This is a genomic window from Brevibacillus sp. AG (assembly GCF_028369215.1).
Lineage (GTDB): Bacteria > Bacillota > Bacilli > Brevibacillales > Brevibacillaceae > Brevibacillus > Brevibacillus porteri.
Window position 1 is genome coordinate 291405 of record NZ_JAQMYO010000003.1, and the last position, 21941, is coordinate 313345.

At 45.2% G+C, this 21941-nt stretch carries 20 protein-coding genes; 6 read left to right on the forward strand and 14 right to left on the reverse strand.

Features of this window, described 5'->3' with window-relative positions; genetic code table 11:
• Positions 1-46 precede the first annotated feature (46 nt).
• The 5 genes from POF51_RS10310 to POF51_RS10330 all read right to left on the reverse strand — a co-directional run bounded on the left by POF51_RS10310 (position 47) and on the right by POF51_RS10330 (position 5228).
• Positions 47-1195: an ABC transporter permease gene (locus POF51_RS10310; RefSeq protein ID WP_069847119.1), complete on the reverse strand. Its 1149-nt coding sequence runs from the start codon at positions 1193-1195 to the stop codon at positions 47-49.
• The gene (locus tag POF51_RS10315; RefSeq protein WP_271755345.1) at positions 1192-2322 is read right to left on the reverse strand and encodes an ABC transporter permease; all 1131 of its coding nucleotides are present in this window, start codon (positions 2320-2322) and stop codon (positions 1192-1194) included. Before POF51_RS10315 ends, POF51_RS10310 begins: the two co-directional genes overlap by 4 nt.
• A 15-nt stretch (positions 2323-2337) precedes the next feature.
• Positions 2338-3276 (reverse strand): ABC transporter ATP-binding protein, encoded by a 939-nt coding sequence (locus POF51_RS10320; RefSeq protein ID WP_069847123.1) that lies wholly within the window; start codon positions 3274-3276, stop codon positions 2338-2340.
• Positions 3277-3394: 118 nt separating this feature from the next.
• Positions 3395-4510: a sensor histidine kinase gene (locus POF51_RS10325; protein ID WP_271755346.1), complete on the reverse strand. Its 1116-nt coding sequence runs from the start codon at positions 4508-4510 to the stop codon at positions 3395-3397.
• Between the two features lie 16 nt (positions 4511-4526).
• A complete protein-coding gene (locus tag POF51_RS10330; protein ID WP_271755347.1) occupies positions 4527-5228 on the reverse strand; it encodes a response regulator transcription factor in 702 nt (233 codons plus the stop codon).
• Between the two features lie 268 nt (positions 5229-5496).
• Between POF51_RS10330 and POF51_RS10335 the strand changes: the two genes are divergently transcribed.
• The 4 genes from POF51_RS10335 to POF51_RS10350 all read left to right on the forward strand — a co-directional run bounded on the left by POF51_RS10335 (position 5497) and on the right by POF51_RS10350 (position 9321).
• Positions 5497-6282: a class I SAM-dependent methyltransferase gene (locus POF51_RS10335; RefSeq protein ID WP_069847128.1), complete on the forward strand. Its 786-nt coding sequence runs from the start codon at positions 5497-5499 to the stop codon at positions 6280-6282.
• Between the two features lie 145 nt (positions 6283-6427).
• Positions 6428-7039: a TetR/AcrR family transcriptional regulator gene (locus tag POF51_RS10340; protein WP_173622656.1), complete on the forward strand. Its 612-nt coding sequence runs from the start codon at positions 6428-6430 to the stop codon at positions 7037-7039.
• Between the two features lie 22 nt (positions 7040-7061).
• The gene (locus POF51_RS10345; protein ID WP_069847133.1) at positions 7062-8366 is read left to right on the forward strand and encodes an MFS transporter; all 1305 of its coding nucleotides are present in this window, start codon (positions 7062-7064) and stop codon (positions 8364-8366) included.
• 94 nt (positions 8367-8460) lie between these two features.
• On the forward strand, positions 8461-9321 hold the full coding sequence (locus tag POF51_RS10350; RefSeq protein ID WP_271755348.1) for a copper amine oxidase N-terminal domain-containing protein: 861 nt from the start codon (positions 8461-8463) through the stop codon (positions 9319-9321).
• 580 nt (positions 9322-9901) lie between these two features.
• On the opposite strand, the gene POF51_RS10355 is transcribed toward POF51_RS10350, so the two are convergent.
• The 5 genes from POF51_RS10355 to trpB all read right to left on the reverse strand — a co-directional run bounded on the left by POF51_RS10355 (position 9902) and on the right by trpB (position 15231).
• Positions 9902-10777, reverse strand: a complete 876-nt coding sequence (locus POF51_RS10355) for a radical SAM/SPASM domain-containing protein (RefSeq protein WP_069847138.1) — start codon at positions 10775-10777, stop codon at positions 9902-9904.
• A 101-nt stretch (positions 10778-10878) separates the two neighbouring features.
• The gene (locus POF51_RS10360; RefSeq protein WP_069847141.1) at positions 10879-11457 is read right to left on the reverse strand and encodes a GNAT family N-acetyltransferase; all 579 of its coding nucleotides are present in this window, start codon (positions 11455-11457) and stop codon (positions 10879-10881) included.
• 204 nt (positions 11458-11661) lie between these two features.
• The gene (locus POF51_RS10365; RefSeq protein ID WP_069847143.1) at positions 11662-12876 is read right to left on the reverse strand and encodes a NupC/NupG family nucleoside CNT transporter; all 1215 of its coding nucleotides are present in this window, start codon (positions 12874-12876) and stop codon (positions 11662-11664) included.
• A gap of 57 nt (positions 12877-12933) precedes the next feature.
• Complete coding sequence (locus POF51_RS10370; protein WP_271755390.1) at positions 12934-13872, reverse strand: nucleoside hydrolase; 939 nt, start codon at positions 13870-13872, stop codon at positions 12934-12936.
• 192 nt (positions 13873-14064) lie between these two features.
• Complete coding sequence (gene trpB, locus POF51_RS10375; RefSeq protein WP_069847147.1) at positions 14065-15231, reverse strand: tryptophan synthase subunit beta; 1167 nt, start codon at positions 15229-15231, stop codon at positions 14065-14067.
• A gap of 214 nt (positions 15232-15445) precedes the next feature.
• Between trpB and POF51_RS10380 the strand changes: the two genes are divergently transcribed.
• Positions 15446-16771 (forward strand): esterase-like activity of phytase family protein, encoded by a 1326-nt coding sequence (locus tag POF51_RS10380; protein WP_271755349.1) that lies wholly within the window; start codon positions 15446-15448, stop codon positions 16769-16771.
• Positions 16772-16833: 62 nt separating this feature from the next.
• Here POF51_RS10380 and POF51_RS10385 read toward each other — a convergent pair whose 3' ends face one another.
• Together POF51_RS10385 and POF51_RS10390 are read right to left on the reverse strand one after the other, a co-directional pair.
• Entirely contained in the window at positions 16834-17334 is a 501-nt protein-coding gene (locus POF51_RS10385) for an SMI1/KNR4 family protein (protein ID WP_271755350.1), read from the reverse strand.
• A gap of 145 nt (positions 17335-17479) precedes the next feature.
• A complete protein-coding gene (locus POF51_RS10390; protein ID WP_069847153.1) occupies positions 17480-17914 on the reverse strand; it encodes a HEAT repeat domain-containing protein in 435 nt (144 codons plus the stop codon).
• 185 nt (positions 17915-18099) lie between these two features.
• On the opposite strand from POF51_RS10390, the gene POF51_RS10395 reads away from it, so the two are divergent.
• Positions 18100-19413 carry a hypothetical protein gene (locus tag POF51_RS10395; RefSeq protein WP_069847155.1) on the forward strand — a complete coding sequence of 438 codons (1314 nt, stop codon included), beginning with the start codon at positions 18100-18102 and terminating at the stop codon, positions 19411-19413.
• Positions 19414-19463: 50 nt separating this feature from the next.
• Here the strand turns inward: POF51_RS10395 and POF51_RS10400 are convergent, their stop codons facing one another.
• Positions 19464-20675 (reverse strand): macrolide family glycosyltransferase, encoded by a 1212-nt coding sequence (locus POF51_RS10400; RefSeq protein WP_069847157.1) that lies wholly within the window; start codon positions 20673-20675, stop codon positions 19464-19466.
• Between the two features lie 246 nt (positions 20676-20921).
• Positions 20922-21716, reverse strand: coding sequence for a glycosyltransferase family 8 protein (locus POF51_RS10405; RefSeq protein WP_271755351.1), 795 nt, complete (start codon positions 21714-21716; stop codon positions 20922-20924).
• Positions 21717-21941 lie beyond the last annotated feature (225 nt).

The following is a 21941-nucleotide window of genomic DNA, read 5'->3' on the forward strand; positions in this document are numbered from 1 at the left end:
TCGAATTATCCCTTGTCAAATTACAGTTCACCTAGTCCTATTTTTCTCACACAAACTGTCTGCTATCGTTATTCCGCCCAAACCGATAAATGGCGATCAAGGCAAAAACCGTCGCGAATGCGAGCAAAATAGCCATGTGCAAATACAAGCTCCCCAGACTATAGCCTTGTTGAAGCTTATTCACCGTATCGAGCAACCAATGCTGGGGCAAGAATGTTGAAATTTTGCGCACGGTGTCCGGCATGATTTCCATGGGAAAGAAGCAGCCAGCCAGGAGGCACGTCGGTACAATGATCAGGTTGGAAATCGCTCCGGCACCTGCTCTACTCTTCGCAAAGGCAACGATCATCAGAGAAAGTGCGATTGCCCCCAGCGCGAACACGAACAACGGCAGAATCATTTGAACATACGAGACGCCTGCATCTATGCCGAAGACGTTTTTCATGACGAGCAAGGTCACGATGATTTGCAGCAGCAAAATAAACATGCTGACGATAATATTCGAGAATACATAGGATCTAGCCGACATCGGCGAAGAAAGCAGTCGCAAAAAGGTGCGATTTTCTTTTTCTTTTAAAATGATCTCCGACATGTTCACCGCTGAAAACATCATGAACATAATGAGGAAACCAATCGATTGATTCGTCATACGCGTCACATTCGAGGTGTCTGGAAGCTCTACGGTATTGAGCTTGTAGCTTTGCTCGTGGTATGCCGTATACAGCTTCGTGAACTTAGCCTCATCCGCTTGTGCCGCTTTTCCAATCGCGGCAAGATTGCCGATATAACTGTGCAGCATGGCCTTCACGTAGGCAGTAACCTGTTCACCTTTTACTGATACCATATTCAAGTATGCTGGCGCCCCTTTTCGAACACTAGCAGCATACCCTGACTCGAAAACAATTCCGCTATCCAGCTCACCAGAAACGATTTGTTCACGCATCGTTTGTTCATCGATGACTGTGACCTTGATATGATTCAATCTCTCGATAAACCGGATTGTGTCCTGCGTGATCACCTGGTCCCCATCCTGATTGATGATTCCGACATGGATCGTGCCGCTGTCTGCATTGCTGTAAAGGGTAAGAGACAGCAGAACACCTAAGATCGGCAAACCCAAGTAAGTAAACCAGCTTTTTTTACTGCGAAACGTCTCCATCAGGGTTTTCCGAATTAGCCATAGCATCTCACTCATACAAAAGCACCCTCCCGTCTGCGCATCGTGATAACAGAAAAGATGATGAACGCCGTGGCAATGCTCACATTCATCGCAATCGCAAACCATGCGCCTCTCGGATTGTCTGTGTAGATGATTTGCATCAGACCTGTATTCGCCCAGTGAAGGGGAGAGACTTTGGACAAGAGGCTGAAGAGACCAGCTGATTGATCAACGGGAAAATAGGCACCGCCTACAAAGGAGGCGACTTGCGTAAAAATATTGTTGATTGCCCGTACTCCTTCCCCTTTGAAAAGAAAGCCAATTCCCAGACCCAGGCTGACTGCAAGCAACACCTCTGTCAAAAGCACGAGGATAACCATTCCGTAGTGGTTACCCCAATCTGCTTGGAACACGAACTTGCTGACTAAGAACACGACGAGTACGAAAAACATATTGACGAACGTACTGCCGATCATTTTTCCGGTAAAAATGGCACCTTTGCTGACAGGTGCTGCCATTAATCGTGTGGATGTTTTGTTCGTTCGCTCCTTGGTGAACAAATAACTCGCAGAAAGCATCGAGTAGAGCGCAATCATGGTCGTCATCGCAATCGCGTAATAGTCGATTGCTCCTGGTTTTTTATTTGCATGCAAGGCCGTTTCATGAATAAAATCACTACGCTGTCCGGTACCCTTGACGATTGCCGAAGCAGATTTGGGATCTATCTGATAAGCTGCGGATGCGAGCGAGTACCGATCTGCAAAAACGGTTAGCATCCCCGCAAGGATGTTGCTTCCTATCGCATTCTTGCTACTTCCATAAAACTCAATCCCCGTATCACTGACGACTGCGTACCCCGTATAGCGATCCGTGCGAACTTCCTCCTGCCCATCCATGCCTGAACTTACTGGAGCGACCTCCACTCCTTTATCACTCAATGCTTTTATAAACGTGTTCCATGCCGTAGACATTTGCGCATTCGTCCCGTTGCTTTTATACAGCAAGCGCATGTCTCCTACGGTCCTCGTATCATCGAATGCATTGGAAAGGGCGGAACCTAAAATCAGCATCAAGATGATGGGAAGTGCTAGCATAAACATAAACGTTCTCTTTTCGCGAAGGCTGGACTTGATTTCTTTTACAGCGATACTCCATATATTCATGGCAAAGTCCCTCCTCTAGTCTCGCAAGTTTCGACCGGTTAAGGTCAAGAACACAGTCTCCAGATTCGGCGCTTGCTCTTCAATGGAGCGGATTTCTACCTGGTCCTTGATTAATTGTTGAATGATCCGGTTCAGGTTGTTGATCTCCGTTTTCGATACGATTTTGATCGTATTCTCTTCTTGAAGCACTGCATTCACACCAGGAATCGCCTTAATACCTTCGAGGTTTAACGGTTCATCTGCTCGGACGCCAATCCAAATTTCCTTCGCGTCGGTAATAATCGCTTTTAGCTCCTCCTTCGATCCTTCCGCGATGACTTTTCCATGGTCGACGATGGCAATACGGGTGCAGATTTCTTCAACTTCCTCCATGTAATGGCTCGTATAAATGATCGTGCAGCCCATGTCGTTGAGCTTGCGTACCGAATTCAAGATATAATTGCGCGAATGAGGGTCAATCCCGACAGTAGGTTCGTCCATGATGATCAGCTTCGGCCGATGGGCAATGGCGCAAGCGATGTTTAACCGACGCTTCATCCCGCCAGAGAAGTTTTTGGGAAAGCTAGTAGATTTGTCACCGAGACCTACGAATTCAAGCGCCTCTTCCGTCCGTTCGCGAAGCAGTGATCCACGCAGTCCGTACAAGCCAGCAAAAAACCTCACGTTTTCATAGGCAGTCATATCCTCGTAGATGGCGATATCTTGTGGTACGATACCGATGTTCATTTTGGCGAATTTGCTGTGTTTCTCAATGTTTTTTCCCAGCAGGGTAATCTCACCCTTTGTTACGCGCAACAGGGAGGCGATCATGTTGATGGTCGTGCTCTTTCCCGCTCCGTTGGCCCCCAAGAACCCAAAGATTTCTCCTTCACGCACATTCAGAGACATATTGTCGACGGCGACGAAATCACCGAATTTTTTCGTTAACTGACGAATTTCCAATACATGACTCACATCACTCACTCCCTTCGTGGCTATGTCTGCATTGTAATAAAAAAGGATGCCCCTATGTCAGTGCATAAGTTCATCCCTTGGCACATGAGAATTCTCATGTTGTTTCTCATGATCTTTTTCATTCGTTGCGATAAGGCAAGAGAGTGGTCACGCTAAAGCCGTGCGTACCGTCTACAATCATCGTTCCACCAGCGGAAGCAGCTCTCTCCTCCATCCCGAGAATGCCAAGCCCTTTTACAATCTTTTCTGCGCCGGCGCCATTGTCTGTGACCACTGCTTTTATGAATGTATTCAGCACCCGTACCTCTAGGGAAATCACTGTCGCCTTCGCATATTTGAGTGAGTTCGTGACCGCTTCCGTCGCATTTTGCTGGATGATTTTCCACTGAAGCGGTGTAATGACGTCGATGTCCCCGGCAAACGTAAGCGTGGCTGTCACTGTCTCTCTGGCAGACAGCTCATCGACAAACGACCGGAGTCGATTGATTCCCAGCTCCTCCGGCCGTGGCTTTACTTCCTTGAGTGTCACTCTGATTCGCTCCAGCCCTTCCTTCGATATCGTGATCGCATTGCGGAGCAGCTCGGATGCCTTGTCCTGATCAGTCGCCATCAGCAGTCGCGACGCTTCCATTTGTATCAGTGCACCTGCAACTGCATGTCCCACATCGTCGTGAATTTGTTGAGAAAGGCGATTGCGCTCCTCCAGTTGAATCGTGTGAGTCGACTGGAGGAAGTATTCACTGCTTTCGTTTAAGGAGCGGGTCAAGCTTTGCAAATCCTCTCTCAGCTTCTCCCGTTCAGCTTCTAACCTGCCGAGCTTGTCCGTTAGCCTGTTGCCACACCTATACAGCAAAAAGCTAAGAAAGGCCGTTAATAAATACAAGGGCACCCATTCAGATGGCACCATGAACAAAGGCAACAACATACAGAGAAATACGACTACCCGCTGCTTACCTGCCAAAAAAGCTAGCTCTAAAACGTTGATTGGCAAGAGCAGCATAAACAACGGATCCAGCACGAGTCCACTCGTTATCACAAACATGAGGGATAGCCAAACAAACCATTGCTTATGATTCATCTGTTTCAAAATGAGAATAGTAAGATTGATAGCCAGATACAACAAGTACACGAGAATTTGCCACGGGTCAACTTCAGAAGTGGGATGAGCAAGAAAAGAAGTCACGATGATAAAACCAAGCACCGCTGTCTTATTCGCCATTGTCCATAACGCCATCGGTTGTGACCTCCTTTCAATCAGACATGTTCGTTTCGCCCGTCAAATAATAGATGGCGATCTGCGTGCGGTGTTCAAGCGCTGTTTTATTGAAGATGGAAGTTATGTAATTCGCAACTGTCCCCTCGGAAATATACAGCTTCTTCGCGATTTCTTTGTTCGATAGTCCCTTGGCGATCTGCTTCATGACATCGAGCTCCCGTTCCGTAAATAAGCTTTGGTTGATTTTGCTTTCGGTAGGGTTGGCTGCTTTCGTTTTGGAAGGAGCAGTAGCGGACACGGTATCCGTAGCGTTCTTCCCTGTATTCAGGTTCATTTTGATCTTATCCAGGACGACATCCTGCAGCACATGATGGTTGTTATAGACGCTCTTGATGGCATCTCGAATGCGGTTGGGATCATTGTTTTTCAATAAATAACCGCGTGCCCCCGCTTGAATGGCTTCGAGGACAAATTCGTCATCGTCGAATGTGGTCAAAATGAGCGGTTTGACCGTAGTCTCGGCAGTCAGCACACGAGTCGCTTCCACTCCATTCATGTTCGGCATCCGAACGTCCAAGAGCGCGACGTCTACCTCGTTCTGTTTACAAAACGTCACCGCCTCGACCCCATCCTCCACACTCCCGACTACTTCAAACTCCTCGAAGCTCGTCAGGATGATTTTCATGCCTTCGCGTATAAACGAATTGTCGTCTGCGATCAACACTTTGATTTTCAAAGCAGCTTGCCTCCTGTCGAACAAACCCTCGACCGCATAAAGAGCGGACGTATCTATTTTTCCCAATATTACCACTGTCCCGCTTTGCTTCACAATTGTAGAATCTCGTCACCAATTGTTCTCACTTTCACGTCACACATGGAAAAATTAACACTTCGAAAATATATAGACACGAATGAGCTGTGTCAGTATGATAAATTACCTGAGCCCTCGTAACCAACATACCTGGGCCAATTTTTTGAATGGAATACTCTATGGAGGGGAATTTGTGGAAACAGCACAACTAAATAAAACGGCTTGGAACACTGGGGCATATCAAGCGTGGCTGAAACGCTTTGGAACACCTGTTGAGGCAGCGGTCAAAATTAAAGAAGACCCCCAAAAGCGAATCGGTAAAGTCTATGAGCACATGGGGGATATTCGCGGCAAAAAGATTATCAATTTACTCGGTTCAAATGGAAACAAAGCCGTTGCGCTTGCCTTGCTAGGTGCCGACGTGACCATCGCCGATTTCTCTTATGAGAATGAGCAGTACGCCAAAGAACTGGCTGCAGCTGCCGACGTTGACCTGACTTACATCGTTTCGGATGTATTGCAGCTACCTCCAGATGCATTGTCTGGTGAGTATGATCTCGTTTTTATGGAATTCGGTATTCTTCATTACTTTTTGGACTTAACCGAATTATTCCAGGTGGTCAACTCGCTCCTGCGAAAAGGCGGCGTGCTCGTCCTCCAAGATTTCCATCCGGTATCCACAAAACTCATCTCCTCACGCGGAACGACTGCTACTATCCGCAAACATAAAGTAACAGGCGATTATTTCGACACCTCGCTTGAGGAAAAGGACATTGCTTTCTCCAAATTCCTTTCAAACGGGATGAATGACACTGAATCAAAAGTATTGTTACGCAATTGGACATTAGGGGAAATTGTAACGGCTATTGCAAGCAAAGGGCTGTGCCTAAAAACGCTGGAAGAGCTCCCGAACCTTTCCTCGGAAGTTTTTGACAAAGGAATCCCGAAAACCTTCACGATTATCGCCGAGAAATTATAACAAACGTTTGCCATCATCTTACTAAATTCCTAATACCTAACAGAGGAGACTTACCCTCCTCTTTTCTTTCAAGTGTTTATAGACTGACGGTCAGTCATATGGTAATCTGTATCCAACCACTTACTGACAATCGAAGGAGGCGCCGATGAAAAGAATCGTAAAAGACCCCACAACACGGCGAGCAGAAATATTGGAAGCCGCCGGGGAGCTATTTCGAAATCAGGGTTATGTCCATACAACCGTGGATGCGATCATTCAAAAGGTGGGCGTAGCGAAAGGAACCTTTTATTACTACTTCAAATCGAAGGAAGAAATCCTCGAAGCATTTGTCCAGTCCATGGTCGATACACTTTGCGAAGAATATAAAAAAATCGCAGATGACTCTACCTTAAGTATCATGGAGAAGGTTCGCCAGATGCTGCGCAGTCAAAGCCAACCCATCGACAAGCAAGCCGAATGGATGGAAAGCTTGCATCGCCCTGAAAACAGAGAGCTTCACGAGCGTCTGAACATCGCCATTATCTTGAAAGTTGCCCCTGTCCTTGCACAAGTCATTGAACAAGGAAATCAAGAAGATGTCTTTCATGTGGAAAATGCCTTGGAGACCGTTCAGTTTCTCCTCGCTGGCTCACAATTTTTGTTGGAATCAGGCATTTTTCATTGGGAGCATGAGGAGCAGACAAAACGATTACAAGCCATGCAGGTGATTATTGAAAGGTCACTAGGAGCTGCGCCGGGGTCCTTCTCGTTTCTGTGATGGATGAAAAGGAGGAAAGACAATGATCGCTCATGATAAAGCCTTTCGTAGATTCCTGATCATTTGGTCAGGGCAGCTTTTATCAGCTATCGGAAGTGGACTTACCGCTTTTGCCTTGGGTGTCTTTGTTTTTCAACAGACCCAATCTACCACGAGCTATTCGTTCATCATTCTCTGCTCTTTTCTCCCCTCCTTCCTTTTACTTCCCTTTAGCGGGGTGCTGGCAGACAGATTTGACCGCAAAAAAATGATGATCATTGGCGATATTGGTTCCATAGCTGGTATCTTGTTCATCTTGCTTGTCATGCTGTCCGGGCGTATGGAATTATGGCACATCTATTTGGGCGTCGGCATCAGCTCGATCTCTGCCGCCATCCTAAACCCAGCCTTTAAAGCAGCCGTATCTGATCTGGTTTCGGAAGAGATGTACTCACAGGCAAGCGGGCTCATCCAACTGGCAAGTTCCGCTCAATATCTTATTTCTCCACTGGTTGCTGGGTTTCTTCTCAGTGCTTTTGATATCCAACTCGTCTTACTCATCGATATGATGACCTTCCTTCTAGCTGTCGGCGCCGTGTTAATGATTATGAAACACGCTGCCACTCCCCAGAAACAGGAAAGACAAAGCTTTTTTCTCGAAATGTCTGAAGCCTTCCGCTATCTCCTTTCAAAGAAAGGGGTTTTCTCGTTAGTTTTGTTAATGTCCGTCGTGTGCTTTTACATCGGACTGCTGCAATCGCTTTTTGGGCCTATGATGCTGACATTAACTGATTCCAAGACGCTCGGTATTGCTCTCTCTGCATCTGCATCGGGCATGCTCGTCAGTAGCCTTTTGATCGGACTCTTCGGTATGGGTAAGAGCAAGGTGATCATGCTGTCCTTCTCTCTCGTACTTGCTGGGTTGTTTTTTGCCCTGATGGGCGTGTTCACCTCCGTTTGGCTGATTATGGTTTTTGGCTTCCTCTTTTTCATCACGCTTCCCTTTGTAAACACGAGCCTCGAGGTTCTCATCCGAACGAATGTCGAGAATGAACGGCAAGGCAGAGTATGGTCGATGATCACGGCTATTTCGCAAATCGGGTTCGTACTGGCATTTGGATCGGCAGGATTTTTGGCGGATCATGTATTCAATCCGTTGTTTGATCCAGATCGATTGCTTGGGCAAACGGTCGGGCACATCATCGGAACGGGGCCTGGCAGAGGGATTGGTTTTCTGTTTATCGTCTCGGGGATACTTGTTGCGATTCTTGGAATGATGATCGGGCGTGCGAGGAAAATACAGAATTTGGAAGGGGTGATACTGAAAGGTAATCATTCGTACAAATAAAAATATTTCCTCAAAACCTATGCAACATATTCATATTTTCCTCCGTCTGGAATGTCGAGTTCATGAGACTTACACCTAGAAGGAGGAAGATTCAATGAAAAAAGCTATATCTACTTCGTTGGTTGCTATTCTACTCGCAACAAGTGTACCTGCTGCTCTGGCTGCTGACCAGGAGAGCAAAGGAAATGGGAACGGCAAGCCCGAAGTAAAGGCAGAAGCAAAAGATAAATCGAAAGATACTTCTGTCAAAGAATCTGATACCGATACTGATAGCGACGATGAGGACTCAACCGAAGCTAGCACAGAAACCAACATCAAAGACGTAAAATTGAAAAAACAGCTGATCGAGCTTCGCCAAGAGCTCAAGCATGCGGCTGAAATCACGGAAGATCAAAAAGCGAAATACGAGCAGCTGGTAGCTGAACTAGAAAAAACCACTGACAAACAGGGAGCTTTGGACGTACAGCTTGAGCTTCTTCAGCGCACGTACCAAAAAGGAGATCACACACCATTCAAAAAGCTTGGAGAACTCCTTGAAAATACTGGCTCGACAGAAGTGAAAGCATTCGTAGATGGAAAACAGGTAAAAGCGGATGTGGCTCCGTATGTACAAGGTGGAAGAGCTTTGGTGCCTGTGCGTGCCATCAGCTCCGCATTGAAAGCGGAAGTGAACTGGAAGCCAGAGACTCGTACCGTCGAAATCACGCGTGGCGAAAAATCTATCACGCTGTACCTCGATAAAAAAGAAGCAACTGTAGACGGGAAAACCATTTCTCTGGACACTGCACCTGTACTGAAAAATGGACGTGTATTCCTGCCTCTGCGCTTTATCAGTGAACAGCTGAACGCGGAAGTAAAATGGCAAGAAGAAGGCAAAATCGTCATCATTGACGACATTCAAGCCTCTAAAGAATCCGACCAAGATACAGACTCCAGCGATACATCTGCAAAGTAATACAGGCTACAAGCCCTCACATAGCTGAGGGCTTTTTACGTTCAGTCTAACTTGGCCTATAGGGCATAGAAAAAAAGATAGTGGTTCTCATTAGCTCCTTTTAGCTATGAGATCCGCTATTTTTTTGTTTTTACATCACTTTTGCCCATGACTTTGTGGGAGGATAGCGGCATTCGCCACTTTTCCGCGTCTGAAAACAAGCTTATTTCCCCTATAGTTCGTCCAGTCATGTCCAAGCGGCATTCATAAAATATTGTATGAACGCTAAGGAGGTGGATGTATGTCTTGTGGTTGTAATGATCGAGAAAAAAAACACGAGATTGAAAAAGATTGTGACACAGACATAGAAAGGGATTTCGATAGAGACGTGGACGAAGATTTTGACAGTGACCATGATCGTTGTGGTTGTGGTCGCCGCCGTCGTCGTCGTCGTCGCTGCCGTTTTTGTTCCTTCTTCCGTCGCCGTCGTCGCCGCTGTCGTTTCTGTTTCTTCCGTTGTCGCCGTCACCGCCGTTGTTAGTAGTGTCCTTCTAATAATGAAGAAACGTCCGAATCATTTGACTCGGACGTTTTGCTTTTGCTACGCTCCAAACCTCTGGCGGTACCCACATCTTCTGCATAATTCCTCGACAGCTTCCCTGCGAGAAAATCCTTCTACCAGATGATTGGCCCGCTCGCCATCCACAATATCAGTGAAAGAGGTCTGATTGATATTCCCTAGATTAATAACCCCTTCTCCATCGAGACAGCAAGGCACAACTGTTCCATTTTCCAGAATCGCCGCTTGCGTGCGTAGGCCATGGCAAAAGCCTTTTCCATCATCCTCAGGCGCTGTCAGACTCGGCCACTGGAATTCGTAATCTTGATTCAAATAAACGCGGTCATCGATTTTTACCCCGCTGCCCGGCATTACTTTTTCTTCAATTCGATAGTCCAGCCCAAATTCTTTTTCAATCATTTCAAGCGTCTGGCGGTTTCTACTCTTTTGAATGTTCGTGGCGTTATCCTGCGTCAAGTTCCACAGACGGAAAGAAAAAATCACTTGATGCTCCTGAGCTTCCCGAACAAAGGAAAGAATCTCGCGCAAATACCCTTCGCGGTCGGTTGAGCCGATATGTCCGTCAAAGCTGTGAAGCGAGAAGTTCATTTGCCGGAGCGCAGGCTTGCCCAGCAATTTATGCCGATTTTTCGCGATCAGCGTACCATTTGTGGTGATATTGACCTTGAAGCCTTTCTCATGACTGATATCGAGCAGCTCATCAATTTTGGGATGGAGAAGCGGTTCCCCTTTGACGTGCAAATAAATGTAATCGGTGTGCGGTTTGATCTCATCCAGCCTTTTCGCAAAGTCTTCTACTTTAATAAAACTTTTACTGCGCTCCGTTGGCGGACAAAAGGTACAGGCGAGATTGCAAACACTGGTGATTTCTATATAGACTTTCTTAAATGTTTTCAAGATGTTTTCCCCATTCCAGATGCCTATGATTGATCATACCCATCATAGTAACATAGGAGGGCTTTTACGGGTAACGGTGTATTCTGGTGAATGGGCAACATTCATCCCTTTCCTTTTTCATAGTCCTCTTTTAGCATTCCATAAATCTCTACATCCACGATTCCTTTTCCCGACCATAGCGTTGCTTGTCTGAGTGTTCCTTCTTTCATAAAGCCACTCTTCATCAATACTTTCTTGGAGTTCTCATTCGGAGGCATCACTTCTGCCTGTATTCGGTTGACGTTGACATCCATGAACAAAAAGTGGAGCAATAGGTTTACCGCTTCCGTCGCAATCCCTTTTCCCCAATGCGCTTCGGACAAGAAGTAGCCAATCGTCACCATGTTTACCTTTTGATGAAAGTCGAAAGCTTCCATAATGCCAAGCAAGTGATCGGGGTTATCATTGGCGAATATCCCCCATTTGATCCTCGTTTTTTTCAAATAGTCTCTCTCAAAATGCCCAATCATGCTTTTCACTGTCGCTTTATTATGCTTGGGGATAATGCCGCAATAGGCAAATACATGATCATTACTGTAAATTTCAAATACTTCATCCAAATGCTGCTCTTCGATTTTCTTCAAGGTGAAACGATCTGATTTTAAAATGGGAAACTGGTTAAAAAGTACGTCAACGTTCATGATTTCAGCTCCATCTTTTGAGATTACCTAACTTCTTAATTTTTCCAACATGACTCTTTTTCCTCCTTATCCACCCCATAGAAAAAAGGTATGGAAGCTTGCCTCCATACCTGCATCAAAAAGCGAGTAGTACTAACTTCGAGTAGTACAAAAAAACGAGGGCATGGATTACTCCAGCCCTCGTACTTCTTTCTACTGATTCATCTAAATGAGCATCCCCGCAATCGCTGCGCTCAACAGATTCGCCAAGGTTGCCGCAACTACTGCACGTAAGCCCATCTCCGCAAGGTCTGATCTTCTTGACGGAGCAAAGCCGCCCAAGCCGCCAATGACCATAGCCAGCGCAGCCAAATTGGCAAAGCCGCAAAGGGCGAAGCTGATGATCACAACGCTTTTTTGCGACAAATTCGCGATCTCAGGTGCAAAAGCCGTGTACGCGACAAATTCGTTGAGGACAATCTTTTGCCCGATGAAAGAACCAGCTTTTAGCGCTTCCTCCCATGGAACCCCGATCATAAAGGCAATCGGCGCGAACAGGTAGCCTAAAATATGCTCGAGCGTCAACGCTTCTACTCCCACTAACCCGCCAAGCCAACCAATAATCGAGTTCAGCAAGAAAATCAACGAAATAAATGCGAGCAACAACGCACCGACACCAGCAGCTACTTTTAGCCCGTCCGAAGCTCCACGAGCTGCCGCGTCAATGACGTTTCTAGACTCCGTATCTTTCATTACTTCCACATGTTCCACTCTGTGTGGCTGTTCTGTCTCCGGCATCATCATTTTCGCAAGCAACAGACCACCCGGCGCTCCCATGAATGCTGCGGCTAGCAAATATTCAATCGGAACACCAAGCATCGCATACCCACCGATAACCGAACCCGAAACGCACGCCAGTCCGCCTGTCATTACAGCAAACAGCTCGGACTTGGTCATTTTCTCAATATAAGGCCTTACGACAAGTGGCGCCTCAATAGGACCCAAGAAAATATTTGCAGAGGCTGACATGGATTCGGTCTCGCTCGTTTTGAGCACCCGAGACAAAAATCCACCGATGATTTTCGTCGCCCACTGCATGATTCCGAGATAATACAGAACCGAAATCAAGGAAGAGAAGAAGATAATGATTGGCAATACTTGCAGGGCAAACGTAAAGCCTGCGTTCTGTGCACCGAGTATCCCGCCAAACAAGAACTGAATTCCGGCATTCGTCGAATCAATCATGCTTTGAACAATCGACGCCAAGTACTCCAGAAGCTTTTTCCCAAAATCCCATTTCAGTACGATCAAAGCAAAAATAAACTGAATCGCAAACGCACCAATGACCGTTCTCGGATTGATCGCTCTCCGATTTTTCGAAAACGCAAAGGCTATTAAAAAAATTCCCAGGATGCCGAGAACTCCCCAAATGTATTGCATGAACGTATCCTTTCCTTATCGCCAGCTGTGTCGATATCTAAGATGACTTGCTTTGTTCTAGTTCGCTTTTTTCGCTAATTCTGTTATGTAATCAAAAAATGCATCACGATCTACGTCATAAACCACATGTACAGGGCGTCCACCAGCCGTCTCAACAGTTCGGCCTTGGCTTGCCCCTTCTGTAATCACGATGCTGTTAACCGTTTGTACCTTTACAAGATCACTATTGCCAACAAATGCTGTGGTTAATACATCCCACAGGTAGTAAGTCGAGTTGGTCGAGAAATGTACAAGCGGCGGTACCATTGCATAGCATTGACCCAAGAAATCCACACCGATATACTTGCGTGCTTTTGCCCAGCGCTCACGAACATCCAGTGTCAGTGGGACTTGGTTCGTGCTCTCCAGTGCGACCAATTCAATCTCCATTCCGCTTTCCCATACGCGAGCAGCCGCTTCCGGGTCCCAGAATACGTTCCACTCTGCGGTTCCATCGTGCTCAGGCTCATGCACGTTTCCTTCTTCACGGAATGTTCCGCCCATCCACACCAGACGCTCTACTTTTTCTTCGATGGTCGGATCGATATCCAATGCACGCGCAAGGTCAGTCAAAGGCCCAGTAAACAACAAGGTCGTTTTTCCTTCCGTAGCACGCAGCGTTTCAATAATGTGCAGATGCGCAGGCTTGTCCGCTACTGGCGTAATCACTTCTCCTGATTCATTGAGCAAGGGCAGTGCGTCTACATAAAAGGCATGCATGCGCCAGTCCTTTGGAAAAGGATTTTTCCCGCGGGAATTGGACTCTGCTACATCCAGACCGCCTTTACCGAAACGATCAATGATTTTCCGGCTGGCAAACATCGCTGGTTCCAAGTAGCAATCCGCTGGAATGACAGATACCCCTGTCAGATTCACATTGTCCATTTGGAGCAGCAAAAATAAAGAAATTAAATCATCAACGCCGCCATCATGGTTAAAGTAAATGTTTTTCTTCATCATTATTATCTCCAATCTCATACATGAACTTGTAAGAAGTACAATGAAACCACTATTATTTGGAACCCTTCAAAAAATAATACTAAAGTTTCACTAAAAAATATATAACCATTATGAACAACACAACTGAAGAACGAAAAAGAGACTATCCTCCAGTAAAAAATCTACTTTCGCGATAGCCTCTATGTCACTTTATTTGTTTAACAGATGGAAAACTTGCTCTACGTCTTTGTCACCTCGTCCTGAAAGGTTAACAATCAGGATCTGCTCTGGTGAAAGAGTGGGGGCCAACTGCAAGGCATAAGCAATGGCATGTGCGCTTTCCAAGGCGGGAATGATCCCTTCTGTTCTGGACAGTTCTTGAAAAGCCGCCAACACTTCTTCATTCGTCACCGTATCATATTCCGCTCGTCCACTGACTTTTAGCTGGCTGTGCTCTGGACCAATTCCAGGATAGTCCAATCCAGCCGCAATCGAATACGTTTTTTGAGGCTCTCCATTTTCATCCAGCAATACGAGGCATTTAAAACCGTGAATGACGGCTGGAACCCCTTGGGTCAAGGTAGGTGCCTGATCAGGCTCAACACCAATCAGACGTACGGATGGTTCCTCAATATAATGGGCAAAAGCCCCAATCGCATTGCTGCCACCGCCAACAGCAGCGATGACCGCATCAGGCAACCGACCTTCTTTTTCTAAGATTTGTCGCTTGGATTCTTCACTGATAATCGCTTGAAAATACTTTACCATCGTGGGGAACGGATGCGGACCAACCGCAGATCCCAATAGATAGAACGTGTTCTGATAGTTTTCAACCAAATCATTCAGCGCTTCATCAACCGCATCCTTCAATCTTCCTTGCCCTTTGGACACCGCAATCACTTTTGCCCCTAAAAGCTCCATCCGAAACACATTTAAGGCTTGTCTTTTCGTATCCTCCGCTCCCATATAGATCACGCAATCCATGCCAAACATCGCGCAAACAGTCGCGGTAGCAACTCCATGCTGTCCTGCACCTGTCTCGGCAATAATACGCTGTGCACCCATTCGTTTTGCCAGAAGGATTTGACCGATGACATTATTGATCTTGTGGGCACCCGTATGGTTTAAATCTTCCCGCTTTAGATAAATTTTGGCACCGCCGAGTTTTGCAGTTAAATGGCGAGCAAACGTCAACGGATTTTCCCGACCGATATATTCTTTCAGATAATACTTGTACTCTTCGATAAATTCCTCGTCATCTTTATACCTTTCAAATTGTTCAGCCAAATAGTCCAATACTTCCTGTAATTGTGGAGGTACAAAGCTTCCTCCGAACTCACCGAAATATCCCTTCTTTGTCTGTTCTGTCAATGACATGCTCATCTCTCCTCAGCTATAGCTAGTCCTCAATCCTTCCTTGCATTTTATAAGATCAAAAGAGCGTGTGTCAATTTAGTTTTATGATTATTCAGAATTTATTGGTTCGTTGGCATTTTTTACAAAACCATCATTTTAGCTTCATATTTTCCCAATATAGATTGGGTAGTCTAACAAAAGTGATTCATTACGTCGTTTTTTCATTCGGAGGGATATGATGAAGATTCTTTTTCAAAAGAAAAGCTTGCTGGTCGCAACAATTGCGACTCTTTCCTTGATCGGCACACAAGGAGCAGGTGCAACTCAAAATGTAACGGGAGCACCAGTAGTAGCAGAAATTCATGAATGGAAAACCCCCCCTGCTCTCACTGAAGGTATTAAGGAAGGCGGCTTCTCTGGTCTGGTGCATCTTCCTAACGATCCTCCTTCTATCTTTTATACACTGGCTGACCGTGGACCAAATGGGCAATACGGCAAGGACGAGCTGCGTACGTTCCCTGACCAAAACTACACACCACGCATGTACAAAATAAAAGTAGAAAACGGGAACATTCACGTTTTGGAAACCATCAAGCTGCGTTTGCCACAGGGCAAGATCAACCCTTTTACGAAGACTACTTATATTAGTGGATTGCCGAACCTCGCTGGCCCTGATGAAGTTCCTTACGATGTAATGGGAACTAAAAAGCTTAGTTACGATCCAGACGGTTTGGATTTGGAAGGCATCGCTTACAACCCGATCGACGATACTTTTTGGTTATCCGACGAATATCGCCCATCCATCATTCAAGTAAAGCGTGACGGCACAATCCTGGGCCGCTATGTACCAAAGGGCGCCAAAGAAGCCTTGCTTGCAGCAGGCGCACAGATAGAGATATTTGATACGCTGCCAGCCGTCTATTCCAAGCGCATTGCAAACCGTGGCTTCGAAGGTGTCACCATCTCGCCAGACGGCAAGTTCTTGTATACTTCGATCCAAAGTCCGATGGCACTCCCTGATAAAAAGACAGGCGAAGCTTCCCGTAATTTGCGCATTTTAAAGATGGATCTCGCCACCAAAAAAGTAGTAGGCGAGTACATGTACATCGCAGAAAACGCGAAAGACTTCGTGAAAGTGAAACAAAAAGACGTCGTCATCAGCGACTTGGCTGCACTCAGTCAGGATGTTTTACTCATTGACGAGCGAGACAAAAATGCCGGTGCAAACGCACAGCTTAAGCGTATTTACAAGGCTGATTTTTCAAAAGCAACCAATTTACTCGGTACGTCAACAAGTGAGCAGGACTTCGAAAAACTCACCGTTGCCCAAGTGAAAGAGAAAGGAATTGTGCCGATTTCCAAGGAATTGCTGGTGGATGTAGCCAAGCTGAACTACCCGCATGAAAAGCTGGAAGGCTTGGCGATTGTGGATAAAAACACGATTGCCATTGTGAATGATAATGATTTCGGTGTGGATGGCTATGACGAGAAGGGCAAAATTAAAATTAATAGCAATCCGACACAGATGTATGTGATTAAAGTAGGTAAGGATTTGAAATAAGAAGCAAAAGCCTCGTGAGTGATACATATCCGCGAGGCTTTTCCTTAGTTAATGTATTTTCATTAATACAACTTCGATAAAAAGTCTGTAAACGATGAGGCGACTGGGGTGATGGCTTCTCTTTGCCATTCTTCTAGAGATTTTTCTTCTAGTTCATCTTCAGAAAGGTCTTCCTTTGTAACAATAAACTCGTGGTTTACAAATACAACAATTGGTTTTTCATTCTTTCCGTTAGTATAGTCGAAGCAAATTTGACCACCGCTAGCATCGTATCCAATAGGAAATACTCCGTCAGGTAGACATTCCTTAACATCCTCATATGCTGTTAGAATATAGTATCTCCCAACCTTACTACTAAGGCTATAGAATGTATTAAATACTTTCCCTTCTACTTCCCCGTAATCAAAGCCGCAGGGATTAGGAGCTCCCTCATTATTCTCAAGCATACACTCTACGAAATCTTTGGGAAATCGCATCCCCAAGGCAGCTTCAACTTCTTGGATATCTCGAATATCTATTTTCTCTGTGCAGCATTCAAATGTTACATGATCTGGAATTGTCATGTCATTACTCCCTGTGAAAGAATTTCGCAATCATTGCACCGCTTTACTTATATCGGTAATTCTTACATTTCGTTGAAACCAGAAAAACAAAAAGAAGGGGCGTGATCCCCTTCCTTTGCAACTCATTCCATGTCTACTGTTCTTTCTATAACGAGGCCCATGTGCTTTCTAGCCACTGATCAAAATCAGCACCTTTTTCACCCTCGTACGTATCATATATATCGCTTCTCATTTTTTGCAGTTTCTCTTTGAACTCCTCAAACGTATGGCCTTTTGGCAAGCTTTTCTTAATTCTTACCAAGGCTTTCGTTGCTCCTTTGATCAAGTCGCCTTTTTTCTGAGCAGGTAATCGAACACCTTCCCCAAAGGCTTTCAGTTTATGAAAAGCAGTCTCTTGCACTTTGTACACCGTATCATTTTCCACGATACGCTTCAGTAATTGAATCGTTTGCTCATGCTTCCACTGCCCTAATTCTTCAACAGCCTCTAAGCGCTCTCTCCAATTTGATGTTCGATTAGCAGCTTTCTTTAATTCCTCAAAGTTTAGGGGAAACTCATTTTTGATTTCAGTATTATTCAATCGAATCTATCTCCTTCTGACTATCATCCTTCTATTATGACACTACGTCACACGAATAACACCACCTGATCACATATAAATTCCTCGAAACTAGGTCTATTCCCGTCATCCCATGAATAAAATGAACGAAATTTCGCCAGTTCACCTGTCTTCTATCCATCGAGAGGAAAATGGAGGGTTGCCTATTGTTAGCAGTCAGGAAGAAGAAAATATCCCTTTGGGTGATCAGCGCAATGATGATCTCTGCCATACTGTTGCTCTTTGTACCATCTGTAGAAGGGGCACAGGGCAAGGGATCTGAAGCATCCACAAACACAAATGTTGTAGCCGCAGCCAAAATCGCACCAAAAGGCTTTTATGCAAAATGGGAAATGGATGTGGGCGGAGCAAGAGGATGCTCCTCGTTGTGCTGGGAGTATTTTTACTTCATCAACGATAAGCAGGTGGCAACAACATTCCCAGATGGCGGAATAGATGCACTCAATTGCAGTAAAAATACATGTTTGACCTATCAAATCAAAGGGAACAAACTCACGCTCAGTAACGGAAAATCGTATACGTTCAAGGTCAAATCAGCAAACGAACTGGAGATCAACGGTGGAAAATTCATCAAATATGCCCCCTCCACTGGGCTGAAGCTTCAGGGCAAGTACGAGTCTTTCAGCTATTCCTCCAACGTTCTTGGCACCGGATACGCAAGCTCGATCACCTATGTATTCAATAAAGACGGTACCTTTTTGGACAACAGCATCGTGGGCGTCACCACAGATGGTTCCAGTACAGGAGATAATTCGGGCACTTCTACTAGCGTCGGATCAGAGTCCAAAGCATCCGGAACCTATCAGATCGTAAATTATACTCTCTCTCTAACCTATAAGGATGGCAAAACGAAAAAGCTCCTATTTTTCCTGCCTGAACAGCCAAGTCCCAAAATGCTGCGCATCGGAGGTCGAGACTTTTTGCTCGCGGATGGTAACCCCGCGAAACCTCAGCCTCCTGAACCGCCTTATACTGATTTTCTCACCACCAAAAAAATAGCCAAAAAACAAGTACTCTTTACCTTCAAGCCAAACAAGAGCGATCAGTATGACAACATCAAAATTACACTGCAAGGGTATCAATGGGCAAAGCTGACGATTGAACCTGCTTACGTTAAGTCTTTTCAAGGGTTCAGCGATAAAGGGATTGTCGCCCTGACAGCCAAATACCGAATCGATAATACCTCGGCGCAAACGGTTAAAGTCAGCAGCTTGCAGGCGACGCTTGATTTGCCCGATTCCAAAGCCACTGTAAAAGCCGCGAACGGATTGACCCCCACAGTCAAGGACGAGTTAAAAGCAGGTGAAAGTGTGGAAAGCATGCTGGTCATTTTGGTTCCAGCGGAGCATTTTGACAAGAACAAGGATTTCAAGCTGTGGTTCGGCCCATTGCTTAACCTCAATGGCCAAGACGTGCTTCAAGAGGAATGGCTCAATTTCAATATATGGAAAAAGTTATAGGAAAAAGCTTCTCGCCTCTCATGATTAAGGAGGCAAGAAGCTTTTCATTTTTAATCAGGCACGAACATCTCCATGATACGTCTTGCAGCTTCTTTGTATCCGCCAGCGTTACGCAAGGAATCCCCTACCTGCATCGCACGCTCTTTATAGGTCGATTCGTTCAACACTTGCAGCAAAGCATCCTTCAAAGCTGTCGGTGTAAGCTGCCCTCTATCTAACATAATTCCCGCTCCCAGCTCCTCCACCCGCTTCGCCACAATCGGTTGATCAGAGCTTAATGGAATCATGACGAGTGGCACATGAAAATAGAGAGCCTCACTCGTACTGTTCATGCCAGCATGTGTAATAAAAGCATCGGCTTGCTGGAGCACTTCCAGTTGAGGAACGTACGGCTCAACGATGAAGTTGGGCGGAATATGGTCTCCGAACGACTCCAGCTCTGTGTCTCTTCCGCAAGACAGTACGAATTGAGCCGGGATATCTTGAAAGGCTGCAAAGCACAGTTTGTACAATTCCACATCTTTGGTCAAAATACTGCCCATAGAAATGTATACGACCTTATCGTGTGGCGAGCGAAGCTTTTCAAACGGAAAAGAAGGAGCATCCGGACGCGATGTAATCGAAGGTCCTGTGAAAATGTAACTATCGTCCAGCTTGTCAGCATCTGGCTGGAATTCACGGCTGGTAAAGACAATCTTCATGTCCCCAAACTGGCGGGTAATATCTTCAATGGCAGGTACGGGTACGTTGCATATACGAGCAATGCTTTGTGCAGTCTGCGTCACTCGTTCATAAAGTGCATTCACATCTACATCACTTGCATCAAATACTTCTACAATCTGGCTGAGCGGTTCAGCAAAAGCCAGGTTGGTTACGGAGCAGATCGTCGGGATTCCTAACTTCTCCCCTAAAATTGCCCCTCCCCAGCCGAATAAGGAGTCGAAAATGAGGTAATCAAATGAATCGGTTTCGATCTGCCGGAGAATCTCTGGAATGTGGAGTTCAATAATGCCTCGGAGCATAAAATCGGTGAAATGAAGCGGGTGTTTGAATTCTGTTGGGTTAAAACCTAAATCACGAAATACTGGTTCATCCAATTGATAAGCGCGGAATTGCGCCCCAGTCTGGGCAAGCCTATCCCGATATTCTTCTGAACACATATAGACGACTTCTTCTCCGTTGTCGACTAACTGCTTCACTAATCCCAATGTAGGATTCACGTGACCATCTGCTGGAATCGTAACATACAATACGCGTGCCACTCACTCCACCTCCAAAAGAATACCTAATTAGAAATTGTTTCCATTTTATTATAGATCAGATGGTTGGTGAAAATGGTTAAATTCCAAATATTTCATAATTTGTTCAATATTTTATACGAAGATGTTTTGTATTGCAGGTAAACCTTTATATTCCAAGGATTTCAGAAACACAAAAATCCCTCCAGCCATCATTTCTCCATGTGAAGGGATTTCCATCCGTTTTATTTAATTTGGAAGGCCCGATGCCTACAAGGAGTTCAACTTCTGTACTTTTTTGAGATATTTAAAATATTCCTCTCGAAGCGGGTGCTTTTTACTCAGCCACGGTTTGCTATCTTCCCCTGTGTAGTGAATAATCGCCGGATCTATTCGCAGGTTGCTTTTATAAAGATGCTTGGACTGATAATTCCACTTTGTATCGAGTTGGAGCCAATTATCATGAAGAATCGCATTCATCGGATCTTGACTGGGATAACGAATAAGACTTTGGTTCTTTTTCATGTAATCCAAAATCTTGTTCGTGATGTTATGCTCTCTCCATTTTTTCAAATTCATGACTAATACTCCCGCATTAAAGTAATCACAGTCATCCGGAATAGCCAGATCGGCATGTCTTAATTTGTTTACCCCTTGCCAAGAATCCTTCACAGCTGCAAGTAAGTAATGATCAACATTGGTGTTCCATAATGGAGTGATGTCTTCTTTAATAACGATATCACTGTCCAAATAAATCACTTTTTCAACTTCTTTGTCCAAGAGGTCTGGAATAGAAATTCGATGATAGGTTTCCTGCGTAAGATGATCACGGACGAGGAATCCATCATATAGGGTCGGATCAATAGTTACATATTTGATTTGAGCATGGAATCGTTTCACAGTTTTCGTTAAGATGGATTTATTTTTCCCTGAGACTTGACTGTCAATAACGTGAACGGTGACTGGGTTTTTAGAAACTTTATTTTCAAAAAGGGAATATAACATGACTGCGAGATGGATAGCAAAACCATCATTAACGGCTGTTACAATATGAATCGTGCCCACTATTCTCCCACCCCATATCCTTATTGAGCTATATATACACACTATTCATGGACAGCGTTGGTTTGTGTGATGAAAATACCTAATTATTTCTAGATGGGAGCACAATTCACAGCTGCAAGCCTCCGCTAATGCGGCTTTTTTCTGTGATCGATCAGAAAACCGTTATACGACTAGAGCATGTTCTATCCATCCCCATAAAATATATAAGCTGTGAGGAACGACTCG

Excerpts from the sequence above, each read along its gene's own strand:
- POF51_RS10310 (WP_069847119.1), bottom strand. The coding sequence starts at position 1,195 with ATGAGTGAGATGCTATGGCTAATTCGGAAAACCCTGATGGAGACGTTT.
- POF51_RS10315 (WP_271755345.1), bottom strand. The coding sequence starts at position 2,322 with ATGAATATATGGAGTATCGCTGTAAAAGAAATCAAGTCCAGCCTTCGC.
- POF51_RS10325 (WP_271755346.1), bottom strand. The coding sequence starts at position 4,510 with ATGGCGTTATGGACAATGGCGAATAAGACAGCGGTGCTTGGTTTTATC.
- POF51_RS10340 (WP_173622656.1), top strand. The coding sequence starts at position 6,428 with ATGAAAAGAATCGTAAAAGACCCCACAACACGGCGAGCAGAAATATTG.
- POF51_RS10345 (WP_069847133.1), top strand. The coding sequence starts at position 7,062 with ATGATCGCTCATGATAAAGCCTTTCGTAGATTCCTGATCATTTGGTCA.
- POF51_RS10350 (WP_271755348.1), top strand. The coding sequence starts at position 8,461 with ATGAAAAAAGCTATATCTACTTCGTTGGTTGCTATTCTACTCGCAACA.
- POF51_RS10360 (WP_069847141.1), bottom strand. The coding sequence starts at position 11,457 with ATGAACGTTGACGTACTTTTTAACCAGTTTCCCATTTTAAAATCAGAT.
- POF51_RS10365 (WP_069847143.1), bottom strand. The coding sequence starts at position 12,876 with ATGCAATACATTTGGGGAGTTCTCGGCATCCTGGGAATTTTTTTAATA.
- POF51_RS10370 (WP_271755390.1), bottom strand. The coding sequence starts at position 13,872 with ATGAAGAAAAACATTTACTTTAACCATGATGGCGGCGTTGATGATTTA.
- trpB (WP_069847147.1), bottom strand. The coding sequence starts at position 15,231 with ATGTCATTGACAGAACAGACAAAGAAGGGATATTTCGGTGAGTTCGGA.
- POF51_RS10380 (WP_271755349.1), top strand. The coding sequence starts at position 15,446 with ATGATGAAGATTCTTTTTCAAAAGAAAAGCTTGCTGGTCGCAACAATT.
- POF51_RS10385 (WP_271755350.1), bottom strand. The coding sequence starts at position 17,334 with ATGACAATTCCAGATCATGTAACATTTGAATGCTGCACAGAGAAAATA.